A 24,824-nucleotide genomic window follows, 5' to 3' on the forward strand; every position below is an offset into this window, starting at 1 on the left:
TCTGATATGTCGATGTAACTCAACATGAAAAAGATAACGTCACCACGAATGAATAATGGTGTGACTTATCTATTCATCACTCACCACACCATCATTCAAAACATATTTTAAAAATAAGAGATCCCTCTGGAGAGTTTACGTCCCAGACTCAATTAATTTTAAAAAAATATTACCCTATAGATAACAATTATCTATTGCCATTGAGTTCACATATCATGGCATTTAAAGAGTCTATTCCGGTACGCCGAAGCCCCCGTTGCTTATAGCGACTCACCGAGTTATATGACAGACCAAAATTATCGGCGATATAATGCAAATTCTTGCCACGTAGCAATTCACATAACACGGCTCGCTCTTTCGCCAGGTAAATGGTTGCCTTTTTACATTGCTGCTTATATTGCTGCGGCGTGCGACGCCACATAAGTCGCAAACGCTCTGCCAATGATGCCAGTGGTTCACGAGCTGACAGCACCATATCAAACCCGGCAGCATCAAACATTCTTTTCAACACTGGCGTATCATGCAGTGTTACGCTTCCTCGATGGCAATGTTTTGGCACAGACATCTCAAGCAAGCCGGCCATCTCTTCTGTTGTTCCTTTCGCCACACAAAGCAATAAAGTGACAATTGGCTGAATCAGTGCTTGATGTAAAGCATCCAGGGTCATAACTACCTGACAGTCTGATTTACCTGGCAAATTTTGGCATAAGCTCGCCAAACCCAATGCCGCATGTGGGCATTCGGAATAAATTACGATACGTTTAGCCATGTTATCTAATCTCCTTTAGACTTTATAACCTATCCTTTTAGGGCTATTTTATTAACTATTCTCCCCATAGACGCCATATATGCTTTAACGCAAAACTCTCTACCACAGTACTAGCTAAGATAAATTCTTAGTGATAAACAGACTTTGTTCACAACAATTATCCGCGACTCATGAGTTAAGTTAGCCACTCGACAGTCCCAACATCATCCTCGAAGCAATTGACTCAAAAACCAGCCACTCACCATTTTATTTTTAATAGAAAACACAAACTTGGCTGCACGAGAAATTAAGAATGAAAAGTCTTAAAACAAAGAGATAAAATCCCCTTGATTGAATCAAACATCAAATAATAGAAACCAAAAACAACTTACTTTAATTAGGCTATACAAAAACTGACAATTTGTATAATCGTTTTGTTGCTTATGTTTCATTTCTTTTGATAGCCGCCGCCTATCAAAAACACAAAAACGATCGCTATTGCATATCAAAGTACAGAATCTTACCTGTGCAATTAGGATAATTATTAGCATTTAATCTGTATATTTTAAAAAAAAGCAGTCAAATAAACCATTAATTGAAAATAAAACAGGGCATATAACCATTATTGACAGGTTATTTGGATTTATTCATTAACACCTTAATTATCAAAAAGATATAAATGCACTCAAATATTATTACATATCATTCATCTATGAATAATAATAAGCAGACTAATAAAAATTGGTTATTTTTTCTAAAAAAACACCTCACACACAATTCTAAAATGAAATTCAAGCACGCCACTAAAATTAACGCAGCAGATATGTGTTCCAATTATTTAAGAATCTAATACGTACTTTAAGCAGGGTCATAGTTAATATTTAAGTTAACCACTAAAAAACAACTATTACCATCTAGGTAGCAGTTGGTCATAATATTTTCAACTTATTTTGGTAATGGTAACGTTTTTGTATGCCCTATATTTATAGACTTAAATACGGACCACGTTGCTCCAGCGGAAGTATTGCTGGCGGCAACGTGATCCCAGCGAAAGTGCTGCTGTCGATCGTTCAAGTTTGTGTCAGCTAGTTTTCTTTGCATAAAGACAGCAATAGTGGCTCTGCCATCCATTGTTTCAAGTATCTGCGCACCATGGTTTTGCGTTTAGGCATTACCATTAAATTGTCTTATCCTACGTTGAACAACAGAGTCTCCGCGATCACGTGGTACCGGTACAATATCGTCAAGGCCGCCAGGTTGATCTGCCGCAACAGCACCAGGCAATATAACGAGGGCGGGATTTTCACCTATCCGGGTAATAACGCTATTCCACAGATTTTCTGTTTCTACATAAAAAGACTCTCCCGCGGCTCCATTGACAGCATTTAAGCAAAAAATAGGTTTGCGATCCTGCCAATTTTCCTGAATTGGCATCTTGTAACATTCGGCTGAGTTTGCATTGTCGAAAATTGTATTAATTAATATAATTAAATGTCGAGACTCTACATTTTCCTTGAATTCATCATTAATGAGTCCAAGTAAAGCATCTTTTTTATTACTGTGTTTTTCTTTTATATTTTCCAGATATTTAATTCCAGACAACCTTAGATTCATTATTTTCTTAATAAGCTTAATGACCCGGTCATTGTAATTAACTCTTCTGTCTACAAAACCCACAATAACAACAATAATGGCGAGGAATGCCGCAACCCCCTTTGCGGTGCTTTCTGTCATTTTCAATGCTGTTTGTAACCAACCTGTAGCTACAGTGTTTACTCCTACCATAATTATAGTGATGAAAGCAGTTAGACCAATCCCCACTCCCATCGTATAACCAAGAGCATGATAATCTCCTAATGAAGCAGACATCCTATAACTGACTTTGTGATTAAATTCGTTGAAAATTGCTATCGCATCAGCGTTGCCAGATAAAGCCAATCCCTTTAATTTTAGATATGCAGGATAGGTGCTATCGGCTAACCATAAAAAATGTTCAACATCTGCCTTATTCAAAGAATTTGCAAATGCAATAATTTTGTTATAGGTAGTTATATTAAGCCCTTCTCTTGTAGCTTCATCATAAAGTCGTTTATATAATATCGAAGGGGGAAATATTTCATCTGCCATTATGTCTTCCTTTCATTATGACTGTTTATACAGGGCTATTTTTCCAAAAAAACCTAAGACCCTATTTTTTGCATAGTGACAGTACAAAATCACAGCGTGTGAATTACCGGAACGGGAGCTAATGGAAATCAATCCTCAGAATCATATTGAATTGTTACAAGTGATTAAAGCTATCTACAAGAAAACATTAAAGAATGGGGGGTTATTGGCTATTTTAGTGAGCACTGATAGTGATGCTTAGGGATTGATATGTTCGAACCCGGCATGGTTAATGAAAGGTATGTCAGATGAGAGGAAATAATAGGCTAATGGACACTGGCATTAACAAATATATATAGCCCTATTCGCTATATGACTATTGACAATGCCAGTCTCTCGTTTTTAGTATTTTATTTATACAAGGCAGAACTGTTTATTGACCTCCATATCTACGCCATCGCCGCATAACATATTTTGCTAATGTTAAGTTAAGAGGTGATTAGTACTCAAAACGGCTTATATCAATGGTAGTATTCAGTAATGGAACAAAGATCAACTCCATGTAGAATTGATGTGCTGTATGCTGAATACTGCCGCCATGATGAATAGCAATCAACTTTGGAACCTCTTGTTAGGAGTATGCTTTATTTCTATATACACTCCACCTAAAGCTGGCTTTTTTTATCATCCCAGACACCATAAAACCGTTGCGCGTTACTGGCTGTATACCATACCGTATGTCGAATATTACGGTGCCCCAAATAATCTTGTATCAACCGCGTGTCAACCCCACGGTCTGCCAACGCAAACCCACATGCATGTCGCAGCATATGAGGATGTGCTTGTACCGCTATTCCTGCGATAGCGCCCAATTGAGCTATCAGTTGATAGATTCGCTGACGAGAGAGTGGATTTCCCTGGCGGGATAGAAAGAGCCATTCAGTATGTGCGTTAAGAAAATCCCCTCTCATACCCAACCATACTGTCAGAGCTCTCACCTCCTCATCCAGCAAAGGATGGATAGTGGAGAACCCCTTTTTAAGTCGATAAATACAGATCCGTTTCCCTATCAAATCGATATCAGATAGCCTTAATTGTCTTAGTTCGCTGGCCCTAAATCCATGTAAAAAACATAGCGTGATAAGACAATAATCTCGTTCTGGATGAGAGCCAGCTTTGGCCGCCTGCAATAATGCTGTTACTTCATCCTGAGTTAAATGTTTACGTTTATGCGTTGCCATACTTTCCTCGGGGAGTGTTATTGCGTAATTTTAGCTATCGATATCACACGCAGTTGCGTGCCTCCTGTTTACCAATAATAGGACACCACAAGGATACGAATAAGAAACAGAGCACAATAGCCAAGTGTGTACTATAGAAGGAATGCAAGATACGACAGCCATCGGCCGGCTATAAATGATAGCGTTCCAAACGTTCGCATAAGAAACGGTGGAAAACCATACCAATGATCGTACCTTGTCACAAACATCACACAACATAAAAATAATAGCCCTTATCCCAGAAAAATATAATTTCTGTATTAAACTGCATAATAAAAATCACCTAGCTAAAATCAAAAAAAACCAACGCAGCTTCCGTGAAGAAACGCTAATAATTTTATAAAGTTTAAATAGCGAAGATAATACATCCGGAACTAGGGTCTTCCTTAACCCATCGTGCGGCAATCCATTTACTCATCCTTTAATTCATTCGAAAATGAAGTAGGAGTGTTAGACAACAATACTCGGTATAAGACACCACCCAACAGACCCCCAATCAGTGGTGCTAACCAAAATAACCACAGTTGTTGTAGTGCCCAGTTCCCCTGATAAATCGCCACACCAGTACTGCGGGCAGGATTGACCGAGGTATTAGTCACAGGGATAGTAATCAGGTGAATCAGTGTTAGCGCCAAACCAATGGCCAGTGGTGCAAAACCAACCAATGACCGGCTATCAGTTGCACCAAGGATGATTAGCAGAAAGAACACTGTCATTATTATTTCCGTTAAGAGAGCAGATTGAAGATTATATCCGCCCGGGGAGTGCTCTCCATAGCCGTTAGTCGCAAACCCACTACTGACAATATCAAGCCCACCACTCTTACCGGTAACAATAAGGTACAGTGTACCGCCCGCCAAAATAGCGCCAACTACTTGTACCATCATATAAGGTAAAATATCGCGAAAAGGAAAACGCCCGGCAGCCCATGCTCCTAACGTTACCGCCGGATTGAAATGACCGCCTGAAATAGACCCGACAGCATAAACCATGGTAATAACCGTAAGACCGAAAGCCAGTGATACACCCAGAAAACCAATTCCCAAATCAGGGAAGCTTGCCGATAGAACTGCACTGCCACATCCGCCAAGCACCAACCAGAACGAGCCTATTAATTCAGCTAAAAGTCGCTTAATCATGTTCACTCCTTTCAAACTATTAACAGTCTGATCATATGTCAGCCGGCTTTAACTATAAGGCACAGTGCAGTAATGAGAAGACCTCCCGTTCGGCTTATCCGTAATTAATTTATTTATTCTGATTAATATTAATAACAATTAAACTCACCATTAATGATGGTATTATTTTCGTTTATTAAACTTGGGTGAAAAATAATCCAATTTAACTTAAAAATAACAATCTATTTATCTGTGATACCAATAATTATCAATTGAGTCCTTTTTTTCATTATCCCAATCAGGCAAACCAACCTACATTCGTTCTCTGAGAGTGCAGAACTTTGCTAACTCGTTATCAACGATACTCTGCTTCTTTCACATTGACGACCTTTAGCCGTTCGTAGGTCTGATATTGCCCTCTTAAAAAATAATAAAGGTATCCCCATGATGAAATCCCTTGCGACACCATCAGCACCTTCCCCCTCATTCTTGATTACCCCACTCACGTTATTGGTCTCTTTGATGTTTGGCTCACTGTTCCCTGTCATCGCTACCGCCGCCGATCCCGCGCCAGTCATCAGTAAATTGTTCTTAAGAGGTGACTTAGATGTAGGAGAGTCTCTTAAAGGTGATTACCGTTTTAGTGCCAACGGTGGCAATACCGTGGACAAATCCACCTTTAGCTGGGGTTATAAAGGCGAAACCGCGCAAAAGGTTGCCAACGGAACCATGATCGGCAGTACCGGTTACGTGACACCCCGCCTGCTGGTATCGGCCGATATCGGGCATGTGATGGAGCTATCGGTACAGGCGAAAAATGGCCTCGGCATCATTGGCAACACATTAACACTGGCCAGCGACAGCGAGGATCCACGCAATTCCACCGAGGAGGGTGATGGCGAAGGACGAGTGGGAGATCCGTTCTCGCCATTGGTCAGTAATTTGGCACTCACTGGCGTATTGGATGTCGATCAAATTTTGCAAGCGAGCTACAACTTCTCAGCAGGTCAGGGTGGCTCTGGGGACAAATCCACCTTTGCCTGGGGCCAAAAAGGCAGTACGGCAACTCAGGCTCCTCAGGGCCAAACGGTGACAACATCTGGTAAGCCCACCGGTTACACCATCGTTAAGGCTGATGCAGGAAAAGTACTGGAAATATCAGTACGGGCTAAAAATAGTCAGAATAAGATCGGTAATATACAAACTCTGGCAACTGATGCCAGCGCAGAAGAAGGTAACAAGACGACCGGCGGAAATGGACAAGGTGGTGTGACGAACCCGGATGGTGGCCCAGTGATCAGTAAGTTGACCCTCGCTGGCAAACTGGAAGTTGGGCAGTCGCTGACGGCCGGTTACACCTTTGAGAATGTAGGCGGCAATACCACTGACAGCTCCAATTATGCATGGGGTGTCAAAGGTAGTACTGCCGCAGCCGTTCCTTCCGGTCAACATGTGACCACTTCCGGCCAAGTACCCGCACGCCCTCTGGTCGCAGCGGATGTGGGGACGGTAATGGAAGTGTCAGTGCAAGCACGGGACGGGTTGGATAAAACCGGCAACACCCTGACACTTGCGGCCGATGCCAGTGCGGCAGAAGGTAATAATAGTACTAGTGGTAACAATGGTGCCGTCATTAACGGAAGTGGCAGTGGAACTGTTGCCACACTGGTGCCGAGTGTCAGTAGAACTACAGCTAAGGTAACAGAGACTATTACGCTGACGGTCACAGCCAAAGATGCGAGCGGGAATACCGCGGATGGGGCATCAATAAGCCTGACCAGTGTCTCAGCAACTAACCGCAAAGGTACGGCACAGACCCCCACATTGCTCATTAACGGGCAAAGCAGTTTCACTGGCACCACTAATCCATTGACGGTTACCCTGACCGACCCTAATGGCAAGGGAGTAGCAACCAATCTCAACATCTTCAGTGATAGAGCAACCAGTTCGCAAAGTGTCACTTTTACCGTTTCAACCAGCCCAAATGCCTCAGGAGCTAATTTCTGGGGGCACATGTCAGATAGCGTGACCTACAGTCGTGCTATTTTCTACCGCCCACAACTTTATACTGAAAATGGTAGATATAGCTCAATAACTGCCGACAATGAGCAATGGTCGGCAGTCAGTAATACAACTGATGGCAACGCGAGCTGCAATGCACGATCTGGTGGCGGCACAAACTTTCGTCTGGTTCTACCTCAGGGCGCAAGGACAGCGGGTTTGGTCACATTACAGGACTTCGCAGGTACCAGCGCCCTGAGAAACTCAGGATTCCCAACCAGCAAAAGCTATCTAGGCTGGGATATCACAAGCGTAGATCTTTCAAGTGGCAGTATATCTCCTGCTTCAGGCACGACTATTTATCTTTGCCAAGATGATGCTTATCTAAAGGGATGATAGCGATATAAATAACGGCTTAATTCAGCCAGTAGCAGATGGGGCGTTTGGAAAAACAGCCCCATTTTTTCTGCCCACCACAAGCCCCAAATCCCCCTCACTATCAACGCCAAACGGACTTAACTCCACAGCCCTCCCCTTCTGCGGTGCCATTAATTTTTAGGTTTTCTTATCTTCGTAAATAGCGACAAACACTTTAAGTGGAGAGTGGTTATCAGCGGGGGGGGGAGACGAGAAATAGCAACTAACGGAGGATAAATTGAGTCAGCTTAATCACTGGAGTGATTTATTTCATAAATATAATTTTTATATTAACTAATATGAAACAATTCAAGAGGAAACAGTAACGCATTGATTTTAATTTATTTTTTAAAATAAAACGCAAAAAAATACGAGTCACTTGGGGTCAAAATGACTACTTAACTATGACATAACTCAATAATTGTGCAAGTAAGATACGTATTTTTTTATTATTTTGTTAAGAATTAATTCAACGATTTGACTTATATGAAAATTATTCCTAGGGCTAGCTTATTGAGCCGCTATTGTCGTTGCTAAGCCCCATAGATTCCCACAGCGCACATCTTACCTTCCCTCACACAATCTCGAAATAAAATCGCAATAAAAACCAAAATATCAAAATAAAAAACCGTTAAAAATCAAAAAATAAAAGTATAAAACCAGAAATGTGCTGGGTAGTCATTTTGACCCCAAAAGACCATGCGCCCTTCTCAATAACGGCATCCGCGCCTGGATTATTTGGTTTTTATCGCAACGGTTAACCGCCAGCAGAAAAGGAGTGTCCCGTGAATAAGCAGAACAACAATCAAATAAAAGGTCGTCAAAGCAATCACGGTGATTACTACCTGCCGGCCTGCCTTGCCCACCTCGGCAGCCCCCCGTTATATATGGCCGTAGCCTATTGGGGATTGCTCAAAAAGTCCCCGTTTACGCGCGATGACCTCAGTGCGGCTTTCCATATTACGGTGCGACGAGCGGCTGATGTGATGACCTATATCTATATCGAACGCCAAAATTGTATTACCAGTAAAAAGTCGTTGGTCAACATCGGTAGTGGCCACTCTTGCCTCTATTTACAGGTGCTGGCAGTCGCTGAACCTGCCCCACCCCGTCAGGCATTTCGCCCCCCGGAGCGCCGGACATCCAACGCCTATAACAAAGAAGGGCAGCAAGAGCTATGGCACTGGCTCCTGACACGTCCAGCGGGAGGTGATCCTGAATGATCTCATCTACCGCCACCATTAGCGTCACCCTGCACAACACTTGCCCATTCGCACTTGAGGTTCGTGCCAGTGGCAAGTTGTGCCATCAACTCCCCCAGGGTGAGTGTTTTTCGCTACAGATAGCACCAGACCAGCCATTTTGCTTACGGATCAGTGGGGTAGGGAAAAGAATGCCTCACCACTGGCCAGAGAGACTGCAACAGATACGTGATAACTGGCGATATAAGCTCACAACAGAGAGAGCTGAGGCCTCCCTTATGGGTGACAGCCTCTTGCGATTAACACCGGAGGAGCGTGACATGCTCACCGGTGCGCAGGATAACGTCTGGCAAGATAGTGATGACCGCGCCATCTTTGGTACTGAGTTATGGGACATCACAACAACAGACCGCCACTGGAGTGTGCAGGCGCGACCAGATGTGTTGCACCGTTTGCCACTATCCCAACCAGTCGAGATCTGGCAACTCAGCCTATTACCCGGCAAGCCAACACCAGATATTGAGCCACAAGACGCCATCTGGCACATCAGACCATCACAGCAACAGGGCCAGATAGTGCGCCTGCATGCCGGGCAACGCGTACTCAGCGCCTGCCAACATCTTAAAGACATCACCCTGCAACCCAGTACCGAAAGTAACCTGCGGCCCCCCTACTCACTTGAGGAGGCATTCAGCTTCTGGGTGAGGGTTCCCGGCGGTATTCCTACCGCCAGTGGGCGCCCAAGCTGGCGGCTCTGGAACACATTTAGTCGCAGTTGGTTAGTCAGCAGTGACCAGCAACTGCAGATCATACCGGACATCGGGCCGGAAGTGCCCGGCGCACATTGGGATTGCATCTGGTCGGAAAGAGGTTTTATTCGACTGATCAAAGCTGATGGTTCTGGCGCGCTCACCCTACAGGCGGACAGTGTCGGCCTAAGCAAAGGTGAGGGCACTTTATGGCGAGAAGAGACCTTCTATCCCACATTCAATCTGCTCTATACCGGCCAGCAGTTTAGCCTGATACAGGTTGCAAACGGACGCTATTTAATCGCCACTGACCAAGGTGCGACCACCAGCCCCTACCCCACCACCAAACCCTTACTGCCGTTGCAGTGGCAACCCATATCCAGAGATGCCGGTCGCCTTAGCGTTCAACACCCTACATTAGGGACGCGGTGGTTAGCCGCCGGCTCGCGCAGTTTAGTCAATAGCGCCGGACGCGCAGTGGTATTAGAGAAAAAGCCGGTTTCAGGATCACTTTGGCAGCTTTGTTGTATCACCGGACACCAGGGATTTTTGTTACGCAGCCAGCATGCTGGCGGGCATTTGGCGGATATGAATGGGCAACTATCGGTCGTTGCTGGCATACCACGGGATGCTTTCTGGGCTGGCATTGCGCCCGAAATAACATCGGCAGGAGTTCTATGATGAGCACTTTATCTTATGCATCGAAGGTTGTCTCAGACACAGACATCAATGAAGACGTGATAATCAAGCAGCATCGTATTGTCGTGATTGGCAGTAATCATTTTCGTTCTACAGGGCTTCGAGCGCTGTTGTCACAACTTCCTGAGAAATCGGAGGTTTTGTGCGAGGTAGCCTCAGTCATGGCTTTCCACTCCCTACCTTTTGCCTTACGTGTCCGCACAAATTTATTAATTATTCATCCAGATAGTTTTGAAGAGCAAGATCTCAGCGGTATCGCTTTCCTCACCCTATTTTTACGCATCCACCCACATTGCCGGGTATTTATGATGGCCGATGTGCCCAGTACCGCGTTGCTGGCTATCTACCATGCCCTTGGCGTAGCCACGATGTTGCCTGCCCGAGGCCCTCTGGACGTATTACAAGCCACCCTACGGGCCGGGTTATTACAGACCCAAAAGCCAACAACAGAGTTACCGAAACTGACACCTCGGGAATTAACCGCGCTTCAGAGCTTATTAGCAGGCATGTCCGTTGCCAAGCTCGCCCGCCAGTTAGGGATTTCTTGTAAAACCATTTACACCCAGCGCAGTAATGCCTTGCAAAAACTCGGTCTGCGCCGACCTCAACATATGTTCGATCGCAATGCTCTGCCTTTGAAGCAATTTATTTATCAATACCGCTAGCACCACAGGAAGCACAGAAACGACAAAACAATAAGTTTCACCGCCACACTTTATACATATTTTATGTAAAAAACCCATTAAATCAGGACCATATATGAGTACATCAACTAAACCATATCGGGTAAAGGTTATCACATGGGGCACTATTGCCGCCCATCTGTCCCTTCCCCTAACCCTGGCTTTCACTCCGGCTAATGCGAACATGTTGCCTCGCACCAGCCAGCAAGGAGATGAACGCCTGGCGGCTCTTCCTACCATGCCCTATGTACTAAAACCGGGCGAAACAGTGGATATGGTTGCCAAACAGCATAATTTAACTTTAGCGCAACTGAAAAAAATCAATCAGTTACGCACTTTCAGTAAACCCTTCGCCAAACTGCAAGCGGGTGATGAGCTAGAGATCCCTCAGGCCCAGTCAAATCTCGGATTAGCCCCTGAGAATACAGCGCTGACTGATACGCAAACCACTGAACGTAATTTGGCCAAAACAGCCACAACAAGTGCTCAGATGCTAAATAGTGGTGATAAAGCGGCAGCCCGCCAATTACGTGGGCTGGCGGTTGGCAATGCCAATCAGGCAGCCAATAGCTGGCTTAACAATTTCGGCACCGCTCGCCTACAGGCGAATGTTGATGACCGTGGAGATCTCGACGGCAGTCAATTCGATATGCTGATGCCTTTCTATGATACGCCATCACAAATGGCCTTCACGCAGTTTGGCATACGTCGGATCGACAAACGCACCACCGCCAATCTGGGGATTGGGATCCGCCATTTTATTGACGACTGGATGGTCGGTTACAACCTCTTCCTCGACCGCGATATCACTCGCGATCATACCCGCGTCGGTGCTGGTGCCGAATATGCCCGTGACTACCTGAAACTGGCGGCAAACGGCTACCTGCGTTTGAGCGATTGGCGTGACTCCCCAGATTTCAGCAGCTATAGCGAACGTCCGGCAACCGGATTTGATCTGCGGGCAGAAGCCTACTTACCCTCACTGCCACAGTTGGGGGGGAAACTGATGTATGAACAGTACTTTGGTAATGATGTTGGGTTGTTTGGCAAAGATAACCGGCAACAAAACCCGGCGGCCATCACTGCGGGCATCAACTATACCCCGATCCCACTGGTCACGGTCGGTATTGACCGCAAACAAGGAAGCGCCGGTAACGGCGAAACGCTGTTCAACCTTGGCGTCAACTATGAGGTCGGCACACCATGGGCCAAACAGATAAGCCCTGATGCGGTCAATGCGCGCCGTACTCTGCAAGGTAGCCGCAATGATTTGGTCGAACGTAATAACCAAATTGTACTGGAATACAAAAAACAGGATGTTATCAACCTGTATGTATCCAACAATGTTAGCGGTCGTGCCGCTGAGACCAAACAACTTGTCGTGAGTGTGACCTCAAAATATGGCCTGAGAAACATCCAGTTTGATCAGGGCGCACTGGCCGCTGCCGGTGGGAAAATTATTCCTCAAGGCCCTAGCCAGTTTGCCTTACAGTTACCGCCGCAACCTTCAGGTGGCAATAACTGGACCATCAGTGCTATTGCCAGCGACGTCAAGGGGAACACATCTAACCGCGCCGTGACACTGGTGCAGTTGCAAGACACCCCTGCTACTATCAGCGGCACTTGGACCCCAGCGGCAAGTACCAAGCCCGCGGATGGTAATAGCGCCGTCCTTTTGACTCTGACCTTAAAAGACGCGGCAGGCAACCCACTGATCGGTCAGGCGAATAACATCACCCTGAAGAAAAATACTCTGGGTGGCTCCGGCAGCGAACCCACACTCAGTGCCCTGACTGAAACCGGCCCTGGGATATATCAAACGACAGCAACTGCAGGCACCAATTTCGGCGTATTGACGTTAACACCGGAGATCCAGGGCACGCAGTTAGCACCAGCCACCATCACCTATACTGACCCATCATCCACAAAACCATCAGTGTCTAACCTGATCCTGCTGGGTGAATTGGCGGAAGATAGCAAACTGTCGGCAACCTACACCTTTACCCAACCGGCGGGCGGGCCTGCCGCAACGGATGCCTCAACCTATCAATGGGGTGAAAAAGGGGCAACAGCGGCCAACGTCGCTAACGGTTCAGCCGTGGCAACCTCTGGGCAAGTACCGGAATACCTATTGAAATCGACTGATGTCGGTAAAGTGATGGAAATTTCGGTACAGGCGAAAAATAGCCTTGCGGTTACCGGCAATACGCTCACGGTGGATTCGGCCTCGGCCGACACCAATACCAACAAAACCACGGGCGGCGAGCAGGGTAAAGTCACCGGGTCAACGGTGGTGACAACACTTGAAACAGTGACCGACGCCAACAGTATGAAGGTGGGTGAAACGATAAATCTCACTGTCACCGCGCTAAACAAAAACAACCTGCCGGTTTCTGGTGCCACAATAAAGGTACAGGCAGTATCGGCCAGTTCGCGCAACGGTCAGGCTGAAACAGCCACGCTACAGGTTAATGGGAAACCACTGACCGATGACGTTACCACGGACGGCGATGGAAAAGTACAGGTAGCCCTGACAGATCCAACCGGTATAGGGTTGAAAACAACCCTAACCAGCAGTACCAATGGCAGCAGCGGTACCCCCGTCAGTAAAAATAATGACGTTATCTTTACTGTGTTCACCAGCCCGGATAGCCCTGTAGCCGATTACTGGGGGCATATGGATGAGACAATAATAGTAGATGGCGTAATCATTAAACGGCCAAAATTGGCAGCGGAAGTTGCAGGAAGTCAACAAATAGATATGAATAATGAGGAATGGGCATACGCTAACTTTACTAATGCCTCTGCTCATTGTACTTTACCCACAAAAGAGGATTTAGTTGCATTATATAATGCCTATCCGACGGGAAGTATTACCAATGCGCATGGATGGCCAAGTGAAAGCAATATTCTTTATTGGTCAGGTACCACTGAGGGATCAACAGTTTGGGCTACTGACATGACGCTAGGGAGAACAGTCCTGATAACGAAGGAAAAGATTCAACTCGTAACTTGCCTCTAAATTTTCCACTAAATCAAGGCTGCCAAGAAAGGCAGCCTTGATTGACTCTATTCAAATATAGTAGGAAGGGTACATGCTCCAGAGCTAGCGGAAGACACATCACAATATTTTAATAGCTCAGATGATTTAAAAGATGTCCCTGCAACTAAAACATTATATGTTACATGTGCTGTTCCCTGACAAAGCGCGTAAATATTTTTTGGTGGCACAATAAACGCAAAATCATCATCATCTATATTCCCTGCTACTATTTCAAGTGGATCAGATTTATAGCTAGCAGCAGGTATCTTCTCCCCGTCCTCGTCCTCGTATCCTTCTGTTCCTTCGAATATCAACTCAATCATCTGGCCGGGAGCAATATTTTCATATCGTTTCACCCTAAAATCACAACCGCTATATTTCTTCACTGAACTGACAGTTATCACACCAGTATCATTCTTCCAAGTTGGCGCAGTCAATCCATTTTTACCACCGGGATTACTATTATTAGAAGTTATAAAGATTCCTGTTTTGGGTGACAGAGACATTATACTATTAGTGTCAGGTAATGGACGTCTAACAGTATATTGTGCAATCATATCCCCCTCACCAGCTAATTTTATATTTGCAACCGTCAATTTCACTGTTATATCAGCAGCAGGTATAGCAATTAAGGGAGGATTAGTAACAGTTGCCTTCCCAACTGTCACGGAAATAACATCCCCAATTGCAAGATAGGCCTCATCTTTACGTGTCTTGTATGGTATTGTTATATCTGCTTCTATTAAAACTGCAGGGCCAGTTATTCTATTAATCTCACCCTGTGCGCTGGTGATAGTTAATGCTTGCAAATTCCCGTTTTCTTTTGCAGGTTGGTCTGGATTAGGGCCACCAAGAATCGTTAAATTAACTGGTACAGTTAACGGCGATGAGGGTTCTTTGAGCAGCGAACTCTCCCCTCGACTTACTGTGTAATAAATAATAACAGATTTTTGATCAAATGGCTTAATCTGATTATAAACTGCCTCAGTTGAGTAAATTGGGTTTTGAGTCGGATCTTCTAGTGGAGGGGAAGTAGATATTAATGTGCCATCACCAGCTAAGCCATCATCCTGTTTAAAAAAGACCCTAATGATATCATCTAGTGCAGGATTAGCATAGATAGGTATATCTATATGCAGAGGATGTATAAATTCATCCGTAATAAGATTTTTCTTGATATCAGGTAGCACCGGCTCAACTAAACCAGTTGGCAGGTCGCCAAAGGCCAGTTGAACTATAGTATGTTCAGCTTGAGGACTCACAAAGCCTGCGGGGTTGGTTATCATATAAGTAAAATAAAGAGGGCCATCTGCAAAAGTATCAAATAAACCTTTATCAAAGGTGACCTCTTTATTCTTACCGCTCTCACCATCTCCAATTGTGACGGTATCGACAATCTGAAGGCTAGCAATGGAGTCACCTAAATATAGGTCTATTTTATCACCATCACGCTGCTTATAATAAGGTACTAATATAGCAGGTAGTACTTTTTTTGAGGGGGCAGTGGGATCATCTTTCAGATTTAAGTCTGTTATTCCATTATCAACGTATTTTTTATCAAATTTCAACAGGGGCATAACATCACCACCCGAGGAACTCGTCAATACATTGAAATTTAGCCTTGTAACTTGCTGTTCATCCAGATTTAGGGGTATCAAAAAAGGAATAATAAAATGCTCTTTCTCACTGAGGAGTGCAACATCTAATGTAAAAGAAAGTCCGTTAGCAATCTCTGCGGCAGTCCATGCAGGATCTTTCGCTCCCTTTCCTGCAAAATAATCCGTTGGATCGTCAGCGTCTGGTGTGGCACTCTCGTCTAATCTCAAATAAATTTGAGGATACCCAGCTCTATTGCGAGGTTTCGTCCCGTTCTCCACTAAGCCCTGCCACGAACCGACATTCACGGTAAGATTATTCTGAGCTATAGTATCTCTAGATATATATCCATTAGCCAAGAGGCCTACTATAGAATACTCAGGAGAGTTAACTATAGGAACAGAAGAATCAATACTCGGATGTTGAATGTCATCCTTTTCTTTATCCGCAGTAACTTTAGATTTTTTCTTCATGATTTATATCTCCAACAAAGAATAGATTTATTATATAGCTACAGTCGGCCACATAATGGTAACGGAGGTTGGATTACTTCAATCTCAATAACAGTTATCCTATTAAAATAACTGTCCGTCTAATGAATTAGTATCATCAGATGATAACCTTTGGTCATGGTAATCAAATTGATAATGATATCAACTTGATTACCATGACTATTTTTATTAGATAAATAATTAGCAGACAGATGCGACCTGGCTTCCCAAGAAAATATCAATCACACTACGAGTAATTTCATTGGTAAAATTAGGTTCCCAAACTAATCCTATATCTACGCTCATATCTGTTTCTTTTATATCCATAAGCTCAAGATATTTATTACTTACATCTGAAATAACACTTTTCGGCACGAAGGAAAAGGCATCCTTCCTGATAACCAACTCAAGCACGGTCATAATATTATTGGTTGTCACTACTGGTTTCATTGTCAATCTATCATATACTGCATATATATTTATATTACCATTAATGGCGTAACTCTCTAACTCTTGCGTCTCCCGCCACCCCAACTTATTAATACTCCCCAGAGAAAAACCCGTTGTTCTATCTGTATTTTTTCTCTCGACAATCACTAATGAATCACTGAATAGTCGGCGGGAAGATAACTCTTTAGGGATAGGGTAAGGCATAATGGCTAAATTTAATAAACCTTGAGTCAGTTGATAAGCTAATTCATTAGGTAACATGCCATTCAATAACACTAAAGGAACATCAGGGAAAAGATCGGTGAATTGTTTAAATACATAGTTATGATGTGAATCAAAAGAGAAAGCCCCAATCTTAAATTCATTATATTTAACGGTTGATAGCTCAGCAGTATTTCTTCTGAATTTATTCACATGATTCATCAATATTTTTGCTTCAGCGTAAACACTCTGACCAATAGACGTTAAATGTGTACCATCAGGCCCTCGGTAAAAAAGGATACAATTGAGCCTCTCCTCTAACGAGTTTATTTGTTTAGTCAACGCCGGTTGAGTAACACAAAGTTTATCTGCCGCCTTATGATAATTCAACGTTTCCGCCAGCACGATAAAGGCATTCAATTTTCGAATATCCATTGTATCCCTCTTTACTAGCAAGGTAGATAAATAGACTAAATAAATATTAGTCCGGTATATAGGATAAAATATAGTGACGTTCACACTCTAAAATTCACCAGTAGGCATTTTAGTGCATTTAATCTTAGTGAAAGTTACCATAACAACCATAGGACAATTCTTACATAAATGTAAACAAAGACCGCCTAAATAGTCGATCTTCTAGTATTTATCATAGGTTTTTTTATCATTGAAGTCCTAAAATGAGACTTAAGTCACGTTTTAAATCATATGATTAATGAACAAATAACAATAGATGTAACATAAGTTTTCCTGCAAAAGTGAAGGATTGGCAAGGCAGTGTTGTAGGAAAGAGCTTATCGAAGGTGGAAGTTTGGAAAAATTAACCTGTGATATCAATATGAAACAGGAGAGTCATCAATAAAACTGACTCTCCTGAATTATTTTAGCAAATAATGTACTAAGCCTTGTTAAAGTGGTGTCATCTCATAGGATAGCTGCTCAGCAATATATGGCTGTACTGTGCTGCTGTCCCCCCACCGGTTGGGTCTCCCCAAGTGACAACACGGTTATCCTTGGTTAATGCCAGAAATGCTGTCGAGGTTGAATATAACGCGCATACATCCGTTAACAAAGATTGGACCGACATACTATTTCCCCCATAAGCACTATTCCCCCATGTAACAACCATGCCATTTTTCCGAAGTACAGCAACTGCGCTCCCGGTGGCACATACCTGGACGATATCATCTAGCATCGCAGCCTGCGCCGCTATTCCGTTGACGACTGTTGTATCATTCCCCCAAGCCACTACCGTTCCGTTATTTCTTAACGCAATATACGTATTCGCTGTACTGACAACGTCAACAATATCAGTGAACCCGACGATATCCGCAGGAATAACACCACCATATCCCCCCCATGCAACCAAAGCCCCATTACTGCATTTGGCAACATAGGAGTTATTGGTTGAAGCCATTAGTTCAACAATATCGGTTCTAGCTGCAATAATCTGAGGTATAACATTCCCCCAGCCAACAACAGTGTTATTTTTTCGCAGTGCGACAAAACTACCTAACGCAGACTGAACATCGATAATATCGGTGAATTGCTGAATCTCCGCAGGTAACGCCAAGGCGCCCCATGATACGATCCCTCCAGTTTTGAGGAACGCAACAAATCCCCTTTCCCCGCCAACAACTTTGGTAATGTTGGTCAGAGAAGCAATCCCACCTGGCACTACCCCGCCAAGAGTAGCATCTCCTCCCCAGGCAACAACTGAACCATTCTTACGTAGCGCAGCAAAAGCAAAGCCACTGGCGGCTATTTGCGTAATGTCACCTAAATTCGCAATAGAGTCAGAGATAGCCCCATACGGAGCCTGTCCCCATGAGACCACATTGCCCGTAGATCGTAACGCCGCAAACGCCGTTTCAGCGGCAGCGACGAAAACTACGTCATCGAGTGTTAAAAACGTGGATGATATTGTTCCGCCCAAAGCAGCACTTCCCCAAGCAATGATATGACCATTGTTGCGCCGTACAGCAAACGCCGGATCTACCGTAACCCCATTGCCCGCCACATTGCAGGCGGAGAGTGTCACGCTATCATTCGCCGTTCTTACTCGTAACACACGTTCTGGTGAAACATCGCGAAAACGAGCGCCCGGCTTCCAGTTCGAATCCCCAGCGTATTGCCATTCAGCACCATCAAGATATTTATTTGTATCAGAGGATAATGCGGTAATATATTTGGAATTCACATTACCAAAACTATAAGAGGCACCAGGAGAGGTTCTGGCACCCATCACCTTAAGTTTTCCTGAAACAGGGACACTAACAACGTTATAGCTGTTTTTCGGTGAGAAGAACTGCATCCCGCCATTAGCTCGCCTAATAATATAATCCACAGTAATCAGTTCACCCTTACTGGCGGCGATATAATCATATTTTATTGTTAATGTCAGCGGCTGCCCAGACTCAATATTAGTGACTTGGTGTATATCCTCGGTCGAGTCAGTGGGACCTGTGCCTGTCCAGCGAAGCGTAACTACATCTGATTCTTTTAATTTGGCCCCAGCGGGTATCGTGACGGTTGCGCCACTGGCCGGAACCTGTCCCAGAGTAATAGTATTTCCCACTGCTTGATCAACTGTGGGTGCAGGTAACTCTTCGGTTACCTGGAAGAGCAATGAGTTAGATACATATTCATCCCCGAGGATGTCATCGACCACATAGTGCACCTCGATCCAACCACCGATACTCTGTTGCACGATATCTTTCGGAATTATGAAAAAATTATCGTCGACCCCATTTTTCGTAATTATGTCTTCCGGATCATAATTTACTTCCCCTCTCCAATAGCATTGTATTCCATCTTTGCGCGCCTTGTTTGGATAACTCCCAATACGAACATGCACCGCCCCGTTAGCATCAGCATCCATCGGGTTCAGTATTCCTGGATTAACCATTTCTGTAATAGTGGGGGCTGGCAAATTGTTATTTAATGGCAATAACATCAATTCTAAAGGATAAGATAATGAGATATCTTCACTCGTTTTGCCTGTTACCGTATAGGTAATAACCAAACTGCCCCCCGCCATCATAGTTATCTTATCCTGGGCAATGGCTATAGTGAGTATTTTGCCTACTTCGGGTGCCGTAACCGGATGAGGCAGATTGAACAGATCAAAATATTCTCCCTCTGATGTAGTGCCACTCACATATAGTGTCACTAGATCTTCGGCCACCAGATTGACATTTCTATCCAGTTGCACCAGGAAGTTATCTGTTGCCGGTACGTTGTTGAGGTCGAGTATCCCAGATTTAGCTTGTGGCGCAGTAGGTGCGCCAAGTGTCGCAGAGTTACCATTGATGGTCAGATTGATTTTTTGGGATTTTTTACCATTCACGTCATAATAGATGGTGACTGTTTCCCCCCCCATATTACGAATTTGTGAGAAAGGAATAATGAAAACATAGCCATACTTATGTTCAGAACCGGCAAGAGTATGCACCATATCCGCGGGCAATAATTGTGCCCCGCTCCATTTTAAAGTGACTATATCACCTAATTTTATCCCGGTATAAACAGGGATAATTATATGAACATCTTTTTGGTTCAATTTATCAATAGTAATAACACTATCGACAGCCTCTTGAGCATATGGAGCGGTAAAAATACTCTCTTCGAGATCAATGGAAACCATGGTAGAAAGCGACCATAAAGACCAGTTATTTACAGTATCTCTTATTTCGTATCTTATTATTGCTTCGCTATAGTCCCCCGCCTTTTTAATTACACCCTCACTAACAGGAATGACGATAGGATTATTTAAATCAGACGCTTTTATCTCATATATAGAATCTTGAACTCCGGCCCAGCTTAATGTTACTTTGTCACCTATAGTCATATTCTTGTAAGCTTTAATAGTAGCGAAAACATTACCAATGTTATCCTTATCCACGTTTTTCTGATTAACATCTGGGGCAAATAATGATTCATTTACATTAGGCGTAGCCGGATCAGTATCGAACCCTCCGGGTACTGTTGTTTTTACCAAAAATTCAGCAGACAGTGATTTTTCAACATTACCGCCTAAGGCGGTGGCAAGAGTATAAAATACCGTTGTATTCCCATCAACAATATCAAGCTGTGCAGTATCAACCAATATATCCTTGTAAGCGACTTTCTTATCATCAGCACTGATTATATTGGGAGTAAAGGTAATATCTTGAGCATTATCTTCATCACCCGCCTTACTCCAAAATAAAGCGACTACGGTCCCCTGCTTCACCGCAGGAGTAAGGATTATTCTAACCGTGAGATTACTGGTTGGATCAGAAAGAGTTGCCTTGTTTAGACCGGCAAAATTTTTCTGATCTACCATAATAGGTGCTAATGGTGCTTCATCAGCTCTATTTTCAAAAAATGATCTTAGCTTATTTTTCATTTTAATCTCCGACGTTCTTGGCCATTGTGGTATTGCAACATACATTTTAATCTGCAAAAAAAATAATCATCAAATGATATTAAGTTATCAACTGATAATGAAAAATCACTAAATTATAATGGAACACAGATTATCTAAATAACTCCAATACATAGCCTTAGCATAGAGTTTTCATTACTCTACATTGACTATTCCTCATAAAAAAATAAAAACCCACAGAATGACCACCTTTAGTTAAAAAACCAATAAAATATAGTTATCGGTTGATAACTATATTTTATTAGACAGCTATTAATTAATGAATCTAATATAATTAAAATACCTACACAGAAGGCATGATGAGACATCCTGGATGCGACAGGTTCTTGATTGACTCACTGAGTTATCTTATTTTATGCCTTTGTCAGCATCGGTGATGGTGTTTACTGGTACAATCAGTGCCCTATCGCCATCTCATTAAATAATGATAAGAACAGTAAATATGATAAATATCAATAAAGTTGTTATTTATAAAATGAAATGAGAAAAAAAATAACGGTATAATCTCATTATGCCTACCAGCAGTAACTCTTGGAATAAAGCAAATGCTTATATCAAAATATAATCCAGAGTCCTTTAATAGAATTGATGTATCAGAGGAAACTCTACAACAAATAAGTAATTACATAACATTAAATACGGGATTTTCATTCTTTTCTTTTGTGATAAGAGAAATATACCCGATAACGGAATCACGTATATATACATTTGATAATTATAATGACTCATGGAGAACGCTATATGAGAAAAATAAATTATGGAAAATAGATCCCGTGATTTTTTACAAACCAATGCCACAACTAGAATATGCGGTCTGGGATAGTCTTTTTTTCAAAGGACATGAAGAGATCTGGGCCTATGGTGTAGAGTATGGTTACCAGAGTGGTATTACATTTGGCATGCCACTCCCACAGGGTTACCATAGCATTCTATCACTTTCAAATATGAGTCACTCAATAACGCCAAAAGAAATATCACTCGCACAATCCTATTTTTCAAAAATCTGTGTGAAAATAATAAACTCAATAATTCTGAACGCTGAAAGCCCGATAACATTCAACAAAAACAATATCACCTTAACCAAACGGGAATTAATGATACTTATGTTTAGTGTTGATGGAATGACTTCTCATGAAATAGCAGGTAAAATATTCATATCAAAAAGCACCGTCGATTTTCATATGTTAAATATTATAAAAAAACTCAACTGCAAAAATAAATTCCAGGCCATTTCAAAAGCACTGATCATGGGATTGATATAAACACACCTTCGCATTTATCACTCTTAACTTGACACTTACAGCCCCCAGTTAATATTCTAAAAGCCCAAGTTACAGCATGATGTAATATTATCATGCTGTACTTATACATATACAGGAGATATTAATGCGACTACCTGTTAAGCATAACATTTGGTTATTACTATTATTTGTCAATCAACTCATTGCCTCAGAACCTCCACCTTTAACAGCAGGTATTCAAACTCGAATCGATGTCGCTATCAGTCAGCTTTATCGTGCAGAAGAGCGACAAATCGCTATTCGGTGGGATAATGCAAAAAAAGTATCTGAATTTATCTGTAGACCCGCGGCCCTCGCTGAAATACAAAGCAAAGACTTTCTAAAAGCCGATCGGGTTTTTCTTGGTGATAATAACCAAGATAGCTTGAGCCTAACAGGACAATATCATCTTACCGGCAGTGGTGAGGTGCGAGCCGATAATATTTGGCATGATTTTACTTTCCAATGCGATATCGATCCCGTAAAAGGGATTGTAACCTACTTCAACATCATCCTTTTGCCCTAAACGACGTCAATACACATAGCATGCCAGGGTCAACAATATTTCTGTCATGCTATGTCATAATAATTTTTCCGCGCTATTGCTGTAACCAACTATCCACGCCCTTATGGCGGGAGCAAGCTCCACTATGCTGTTGGCTATAACTATAAGTACCATCCTGACAACGCGCAGTGGCACCTGATGGAATATTGCCTGACGCTGGCGATGTAGCCACACGAGGAACAGATGGTGTCGATGCCGTTGGCTTCACTGTTGCCGGCAGTGGGGTCGCGGGAGTCGTTGGCTTCACTGTTACTGGCGGTGGAATAGCGGGAGTCGTTGGCTTCACTGTTATCGGCGGTGGAATAGCGGGAGTCGTTTCTGCCGAGAACACAGAAGAGTGAGATTTACGTGTTGATGCAGGTACTTTCACTGTTGCTGGCAATCCCGAGACTTCCGCTTCACTCGCATTGGTTCGTGGTTTGCGTGGCGATTTTACTGTGGGCTTAATACCATTAGGATCTTGAACTAAATTCGCTGCCGATGCCGGATCGACTGCTGCAGTAGCTTTAGTCTGAGCGGCATTAACCGGGCCGATAATAAGTACTGTAGACAACAAAACCAAGATAGATAACATTCTGTTTATACACATAAACATCTCCTGACAAGGTTTTCAATTACGTGGTTTTCAATTACGTGCGTTTGAAAAAACGTAATATCACATTCAAAACCCCTGATTTAGCAATAGATCCATTACCAGGAATTTGGGCCATTAACGCAGGTAAAGATCGACTCAGCATAGCGGTGGTAGCCTGTGGATCAATGCCTAATTGCGTCGCCAATCGACCTATCTCTTCCTGACCAAATACCTGCTGTATATGTCCATCGGATATTATTGGCTGTCCATTCTGCCCGCCGACATCCTTAACAATATCTCCGAGTCCATTCTGATTGAATTTTTCGGTAATTCCTTTCACTCCGCCATGTAATTCAACCCAGCTGACGATATTTTGTATACTCAAATTCCCTGTTTGCGGGTCCGCGGAAAGCAGCTCACTCAATAAATTACTGTCACCCATACATCCTCCTGCCTATAGGTGCCGCCAGCAGATATATCCTCACTGTGCAGCTTGATACACTCAAAATCACGCTATAAACGGAAGGTAAACGATGTCAATAAGTTGAATGCAGGCATTCCGAGGGGATATTTCGCCACCCTACCCGGCAGCATTCTCAGTGCTAACCTACAAGATGAGATGGTGACTGACAGAATATTGATTAGCCAAGACACCGCTTGGCCTCAACCACAAATAAATAAGGCAGGTATCAGCTCAATCTCCGCTGATAAAATCAAATACCAGCACCCCCTGCTTTTTCGCCAAAAATGGGCCTACCTGATTTTTGAAGTTTTGGTGTGCTGCATCATAAAATGTGGGCGAGGTAACCACGGGAGTACCCACGTAATAATTGCGATCCCCTTGAGAGCGGAAGGTCACGATAAATCCTTGTTCAAAGCCCCCTGCAACCCCCTCACCACTCGCTTGCTTACCTGTGGTTATCGAGACGATATAAGGTTTACCTTCTCGCAGTGCCAAATGTTGCAACGCCAGAAAATCTTCCATCAGTTGACGTCGTTTATCTGGGCTGACAAATTCAGCGTAACGGAATAATACAATGTGCTTAACCTCACCCGGCTTATAATCTCCTCGAGTAAATACCGCATTGCCCACCGCCTGTCGCTCACGGATCAATATGGCCTGCTTCGTTACCGGCGCAGCATTTTGTACTTCAACTGGCTGAAAATCCATATCACATCCTATATAGAGATTTAT

At 43.3% G+C, this 24,824-nt stretch carries 17 protein-coding genes; 7 read left to right on the forward strand and 10 right to left on the reverse strand.

The window, feature by feature from the left end; genetic code table 11:
* Positions 1-187: 187 nt before the first annotated feature.
* From HRK25_RS02545 to aqpZ, 4 genes are all read right to left on the reverse strand, one after another.
* Positions 188-769, reverse strand: a complete 582-nt coding sequence (locus HRK25_RS02545) for a helix-turn-helix transcriptional regulator (protein ID WP_005272214.1) — start codon at positions 767-769, stop codon at positions 188-190.
* Positions 770-1,912: 1,143 nt separating this feature from the next.
* Positions 1,913-2,875, reverse strand: a complete 963-nt coding sequence (locus HRK25_RS02550; RefSeq protein ID WP_005272208.1) for a hypothetical protein — start codon at positions 2,873-2,875, stop codon at positions 1,913-1,915.
* Between the two features lie 644 nt (positions 2,876-3,519).
* On the reverse strand, positions 3,520-4,095 hold the full coding sequence (locus HRK25_RS02555; protein ID WP_032896938.1) for a tyrosine-type DNA invertase: 576 nt from the start codon (positions 4,093-4,095) through the stop codon (positions 3,520-3,522).
* A 449-nt stretch (positions 4,096-4,544) separates the two neighbouring features.
* Positions 4,545-5,273, reverse strand: coding sequence for an aquaporin Z (aqpZ, locus tag HRK25_RS02560; protein WP_005272200.1), 729 nt, complete (start codon positions 5,271-5,273; stop codon positions 4,545-4,547).
* Between the two features lie 423 nt (positions 5,274-5,696).
* Between aqpZ and HRK25_RS02565 the strand changes: the two genes are divergently transcribed.
* The 5 genes from HRK25_RS02565 to HRK25_RS02585 all read left to right on the forward strand — a co-directional run bounded on the left by HRK25_RS02565 (position 5,697) and on the right by HRK25_RS02585 (position 14,025).
* Positions 5,697-7,649, forward strand: coding sequence for an adhesion domain-containing protein (locus HRK25_RS02565; RefSeq protein WP_005272198.1), 1,953 nt, complete (start codon positions 5,697-5,699; stop codon positions 7,647-7,649).
* Positions 7,650-8,455: 806 nt separating this feature from the next.
* On the forward strand, positions 8,456-8,893 hold the full coding sequence (locus HRK25_RS02570) for a CaiF/GrlA family transcriptional regulator (protein WP_005272195.1): 438 nt from the start codon (positions 8,456-8,458) through the stop codon (positions 8,891-8,893).
* Positions 8,890-10,302 carry a hypothetical protein gene (locus tag HRK25_RS02575; protein ID WP_145499096.1) on the forward strand — a complete coding sequence of 471 codons (1,413 nt, stop codon included), beginning with the start codon at positions 8,890-8,892 and terminating at the stop codon, positions 10,300-10,302. The genes HRK25_RS02570 and HRK25_RS02575 overlap by 4 nt, the downstream gene beginning before the upstream one ends.
* Entirely contained in the window at positions 10,299-10,985 is a 687-nt protein-coding gene (locus HRK25_RS02580) for a helix-turn-helix transcriptional regulator (protein WP_080375803.1), read from the forward strand. The genes HRK25_RS02575 and HRK25_RS02580 overlap by 4 nt, the downstream gene beginning before the upstream one ends.
* Before the next feature lie 94 nt (positions 10,986-11,079).
* Positions 11,080-14,025 carry an inverse autotransporter beta domain-containing protein gene (locus HRK25_RS02585; protein WP_032896932.1) on the forward strand — a complete coding sequence of 982 codons (2,946 nt, stop codon included), beginning with the start codon at positions 11,080-11,082 and terminating at the stop codon, positions 14,023-14,025.
* Positions 14,026-14,072: 47 nt separating this feature from the next.
* Here the strand turns inward: HRK25_RS02585 and HRK25_RS02590 are convergent, their stop codons facing one another.
* From HRK25_RS02590 to HRK25_RS02600, 3 genes are all read right to left on the reverse strand, one after another.
* Entirely contained in the window at positions 14,073-16,115 is a 2,043-nt protein-coding gene (locus tag HRK25_RS02590; protein ID WP_005272189.1) for a hypothetical protein, read from the reverse strand.
* Positions 16,116-16,334: 219 nt separating this feature from the next.
* Positions 16,335-17,219: a LysR family transcriptional regulator gene (locus HRK25_RS02595; protein ID WP_005272186.1), complete on the reverse strand. Its 885-nt coding sequence runs from the start codon at positions 17,217-17,219 to the stop codon at positions 16,335-16,337.
* Positions 17,220-17,700: 481 nt separating this feature from the next.
* Entirely contained in the window at positions 17,701-21,171 is a 3,471-nt protein-coding gene (locus HRK25_RS02600; protein ID WP_173361756.1) for an RCC1 domain-containing protein, read from the reverse strand.
* Positions 21,172-21,755: 584 nt separating this feature from the next.
* Between HRK25_RS02600 and HRK25_RS02605 the strand changes: the two genes are divergently transcribed.
* Both HRK25_RS02605 and HRK25_RS02610 read left to right on the forward strand, forming a co-directional pair.
* On the forward strand, positions 21,756-22,472 hold the full coding sequence (locus HRK25_RS02605) for an autoinducer binding domain-containing protein (protein WP_005272183.1): 717 nt from the start codon (positions 21,756-21,758) through the stop codon (positions 22,470-22,472).
* 124 nt (positions 22,473-22,596) lie between these two features.
* Positions 22,597-23,016 carry a hypothetical protein gene (locus tag HRK25_RS02610; protein WP_050413677.1) on the forward strand — a complete coding sequence of 140 codons (420 nt, stop codon included), beginning with the start codon at positions 22,597-22,599 and terminating at the stop codon, positions 23,014-23,016.
* A gap of 73 nt (positions 23,017-23,089) precedes the next feature.
* On the opposite strand, the gene HRK25_RS20075 is transcribed toward HRK25_RS02610, so the two are convergent.
* The 3 genes from HRK25_RS20075 to HRK25_RS02625 form a co-directional block, all read right to left on the reverse strand.
* A complete protein-coding gene (locus tag HRK25_RS20075; protein ID WP_244262454.1) occupies positions 23,090-23,644 on the reverse strand; it encodes a DUF3761 domain-containing protein in 555 nt (184 codons plus the stop codon).
* Positions 23,645-23,684: 40 nt separating this feature from the next.
* A complete protein-coding gene (locus HRK25_RS02620; RefSeq protein ID WP_005272181.1) occupies positions 23,685-24,071 on the reverse strand; it encodes a YidB family protein in 387 nt (128 codons plus the stop codon).
* Between the two features lie 252 nt (positions 24,072-24,323).
* A complete protein-coding gene (locus HRK25_RS02625; RefSeq protein WP_005272180.1) occupies positions 24,324-24,800 on the reverse strand; it encodes a Dabb family protein in 477 nt (158 codons plus the stop codon).
* Between the last annotated feature and the right edge of the window lie 24 nt (positions 24,801-24,824).

The organism is Yersinia bercovieri ATCC 43970 (assembly GCF_013282745.1).
GTDB classification, from domain to species: domain Bacteria; phylum Pseudomonadota; class Gammaproteobacteria; order Enterobacterales; family Enterobacteriaceae; genus Yersinia; species Yersinia bercovieri.

What these genes read in the sequence shown, in the direction of transcription:
- HRK25_RS02545 (WP_005272214.1), bottom strand. Translation starts at nt 769, where the DNA reads ATGGCTAAACGTATCGTAATTTATTCCGAATGCCCACATGCGGCATTG.
- HRK25_RS02550 (WP_005272208.1), bottom strand. Translation starts at nt 2,875, where the DNA reads ATGGCAGATGAAATATTTCCCCCTTCGATATTATATAAACGACTTTAT.
- HRK25_RS02555 (WP_032896938.1), bottom strand. Translation starts at nt 4,095, where the DNA reads ATGGCAACGCATAAACGTAAACATTTAACTCAGGATGAAGTAACAGCA.
- aqpZ (WP_005272200.1), bottom strand. Translation starts at nt 5,273, where the DNA reads ATGATTAAGCGACTTTTAGCTGAATTAATAGGCTCGTTCTGGTTGGTG.
- HRK25_RS02565 (WP_005272198.1), top strand. Translation starts at nt 5,697, where the DNA reads ATGATGAAATCCCTTGCGACACCATCAGCACCTTCCCCCTCATTCTTG.
- HRK25_RS02575 (WP_145499096.1), top strand. Translation starts at nt 8,890, where the DNA reads ATGATCTCATCTACCGCCACCATTAGCGTCACCCTGCACAACACTTGC.
- HRK25_RS02580 (WP_080375803.1), top strand. Translation starts at nt 10,299, where the DNA reads ATGATGAGCACTTTATCTTATGCATCGAAGGTTGTCTCAGACACAGAC.
- HRK25_RS02585 (WP_032896932.1), top strand. Translation starts at nt 11,080, where the DNA reads ATGAGTACATCAACTAAACCATATCGGGTAAAGGTTATCACATGGGGC.
- HRK25_RS02590 (WP_005272189.1), bottom strand. Translation starts at nt 16,115, where the DNA reads ATGAAGAAAAAATCTAAAGTTACTGCGGATAAAGAAAAGGATGACATT.
- HRK25_RS02595 (WP_005272186.1), bottom strand. Translation starts at nt 17,219, where the DNA reads ATGGATATTCGAAAATTGAATGCCTTTATCGTGCTGGCGGAAACGTTG.
- HRK25_RS02600 (WP_173361756.1), bottom strand. Translation starts at nt 21,171, where the DNA reads ATGAAAAATAAGCTAAGATCATTTTTTGAAAATAGAGCTGATGAAGCA.
- HRK25_RS02605 (WP_005272183.1), top strand. Translation starts at nt 21,756, where the DNA reads ATGCTTATATCAAAATATAATCCAGAGTCCTTTAATAGAATTGATGTA.
- HRK25_RS02610 (WP_050413677.1), top strand. Translation starts at nt 22,597, where the DNA reads ATGCGACTACCTGTTAAGCATAACATTTGGTTATTACTATTATTTGTC.
- HRK25_RS20075 (WP_244262454.1), bottom strand. Translation starts at nt 23,644, where the DNA reads ATGTGTATAAACAGAATGTTATCTATCTTGGTTTTGTTGTCTACAGTA.
- HRK25_RS02620 (WP_005272181.1), bottom strand. Translation starts at nt 24,071, where the DNA reads ATGGGTGACAGTAATTTATTGAGTGAGCTGCTTTCCGCGGACCCGCAA.
- HRK25_RS02625 (WP_005272180.1), bottom strand. Translation starts at nt 24,800, where the DNA reads ATGGATTTTCAGCCAGTTGAAGTACAAAATGCTGCGCCGGTAACGAAG.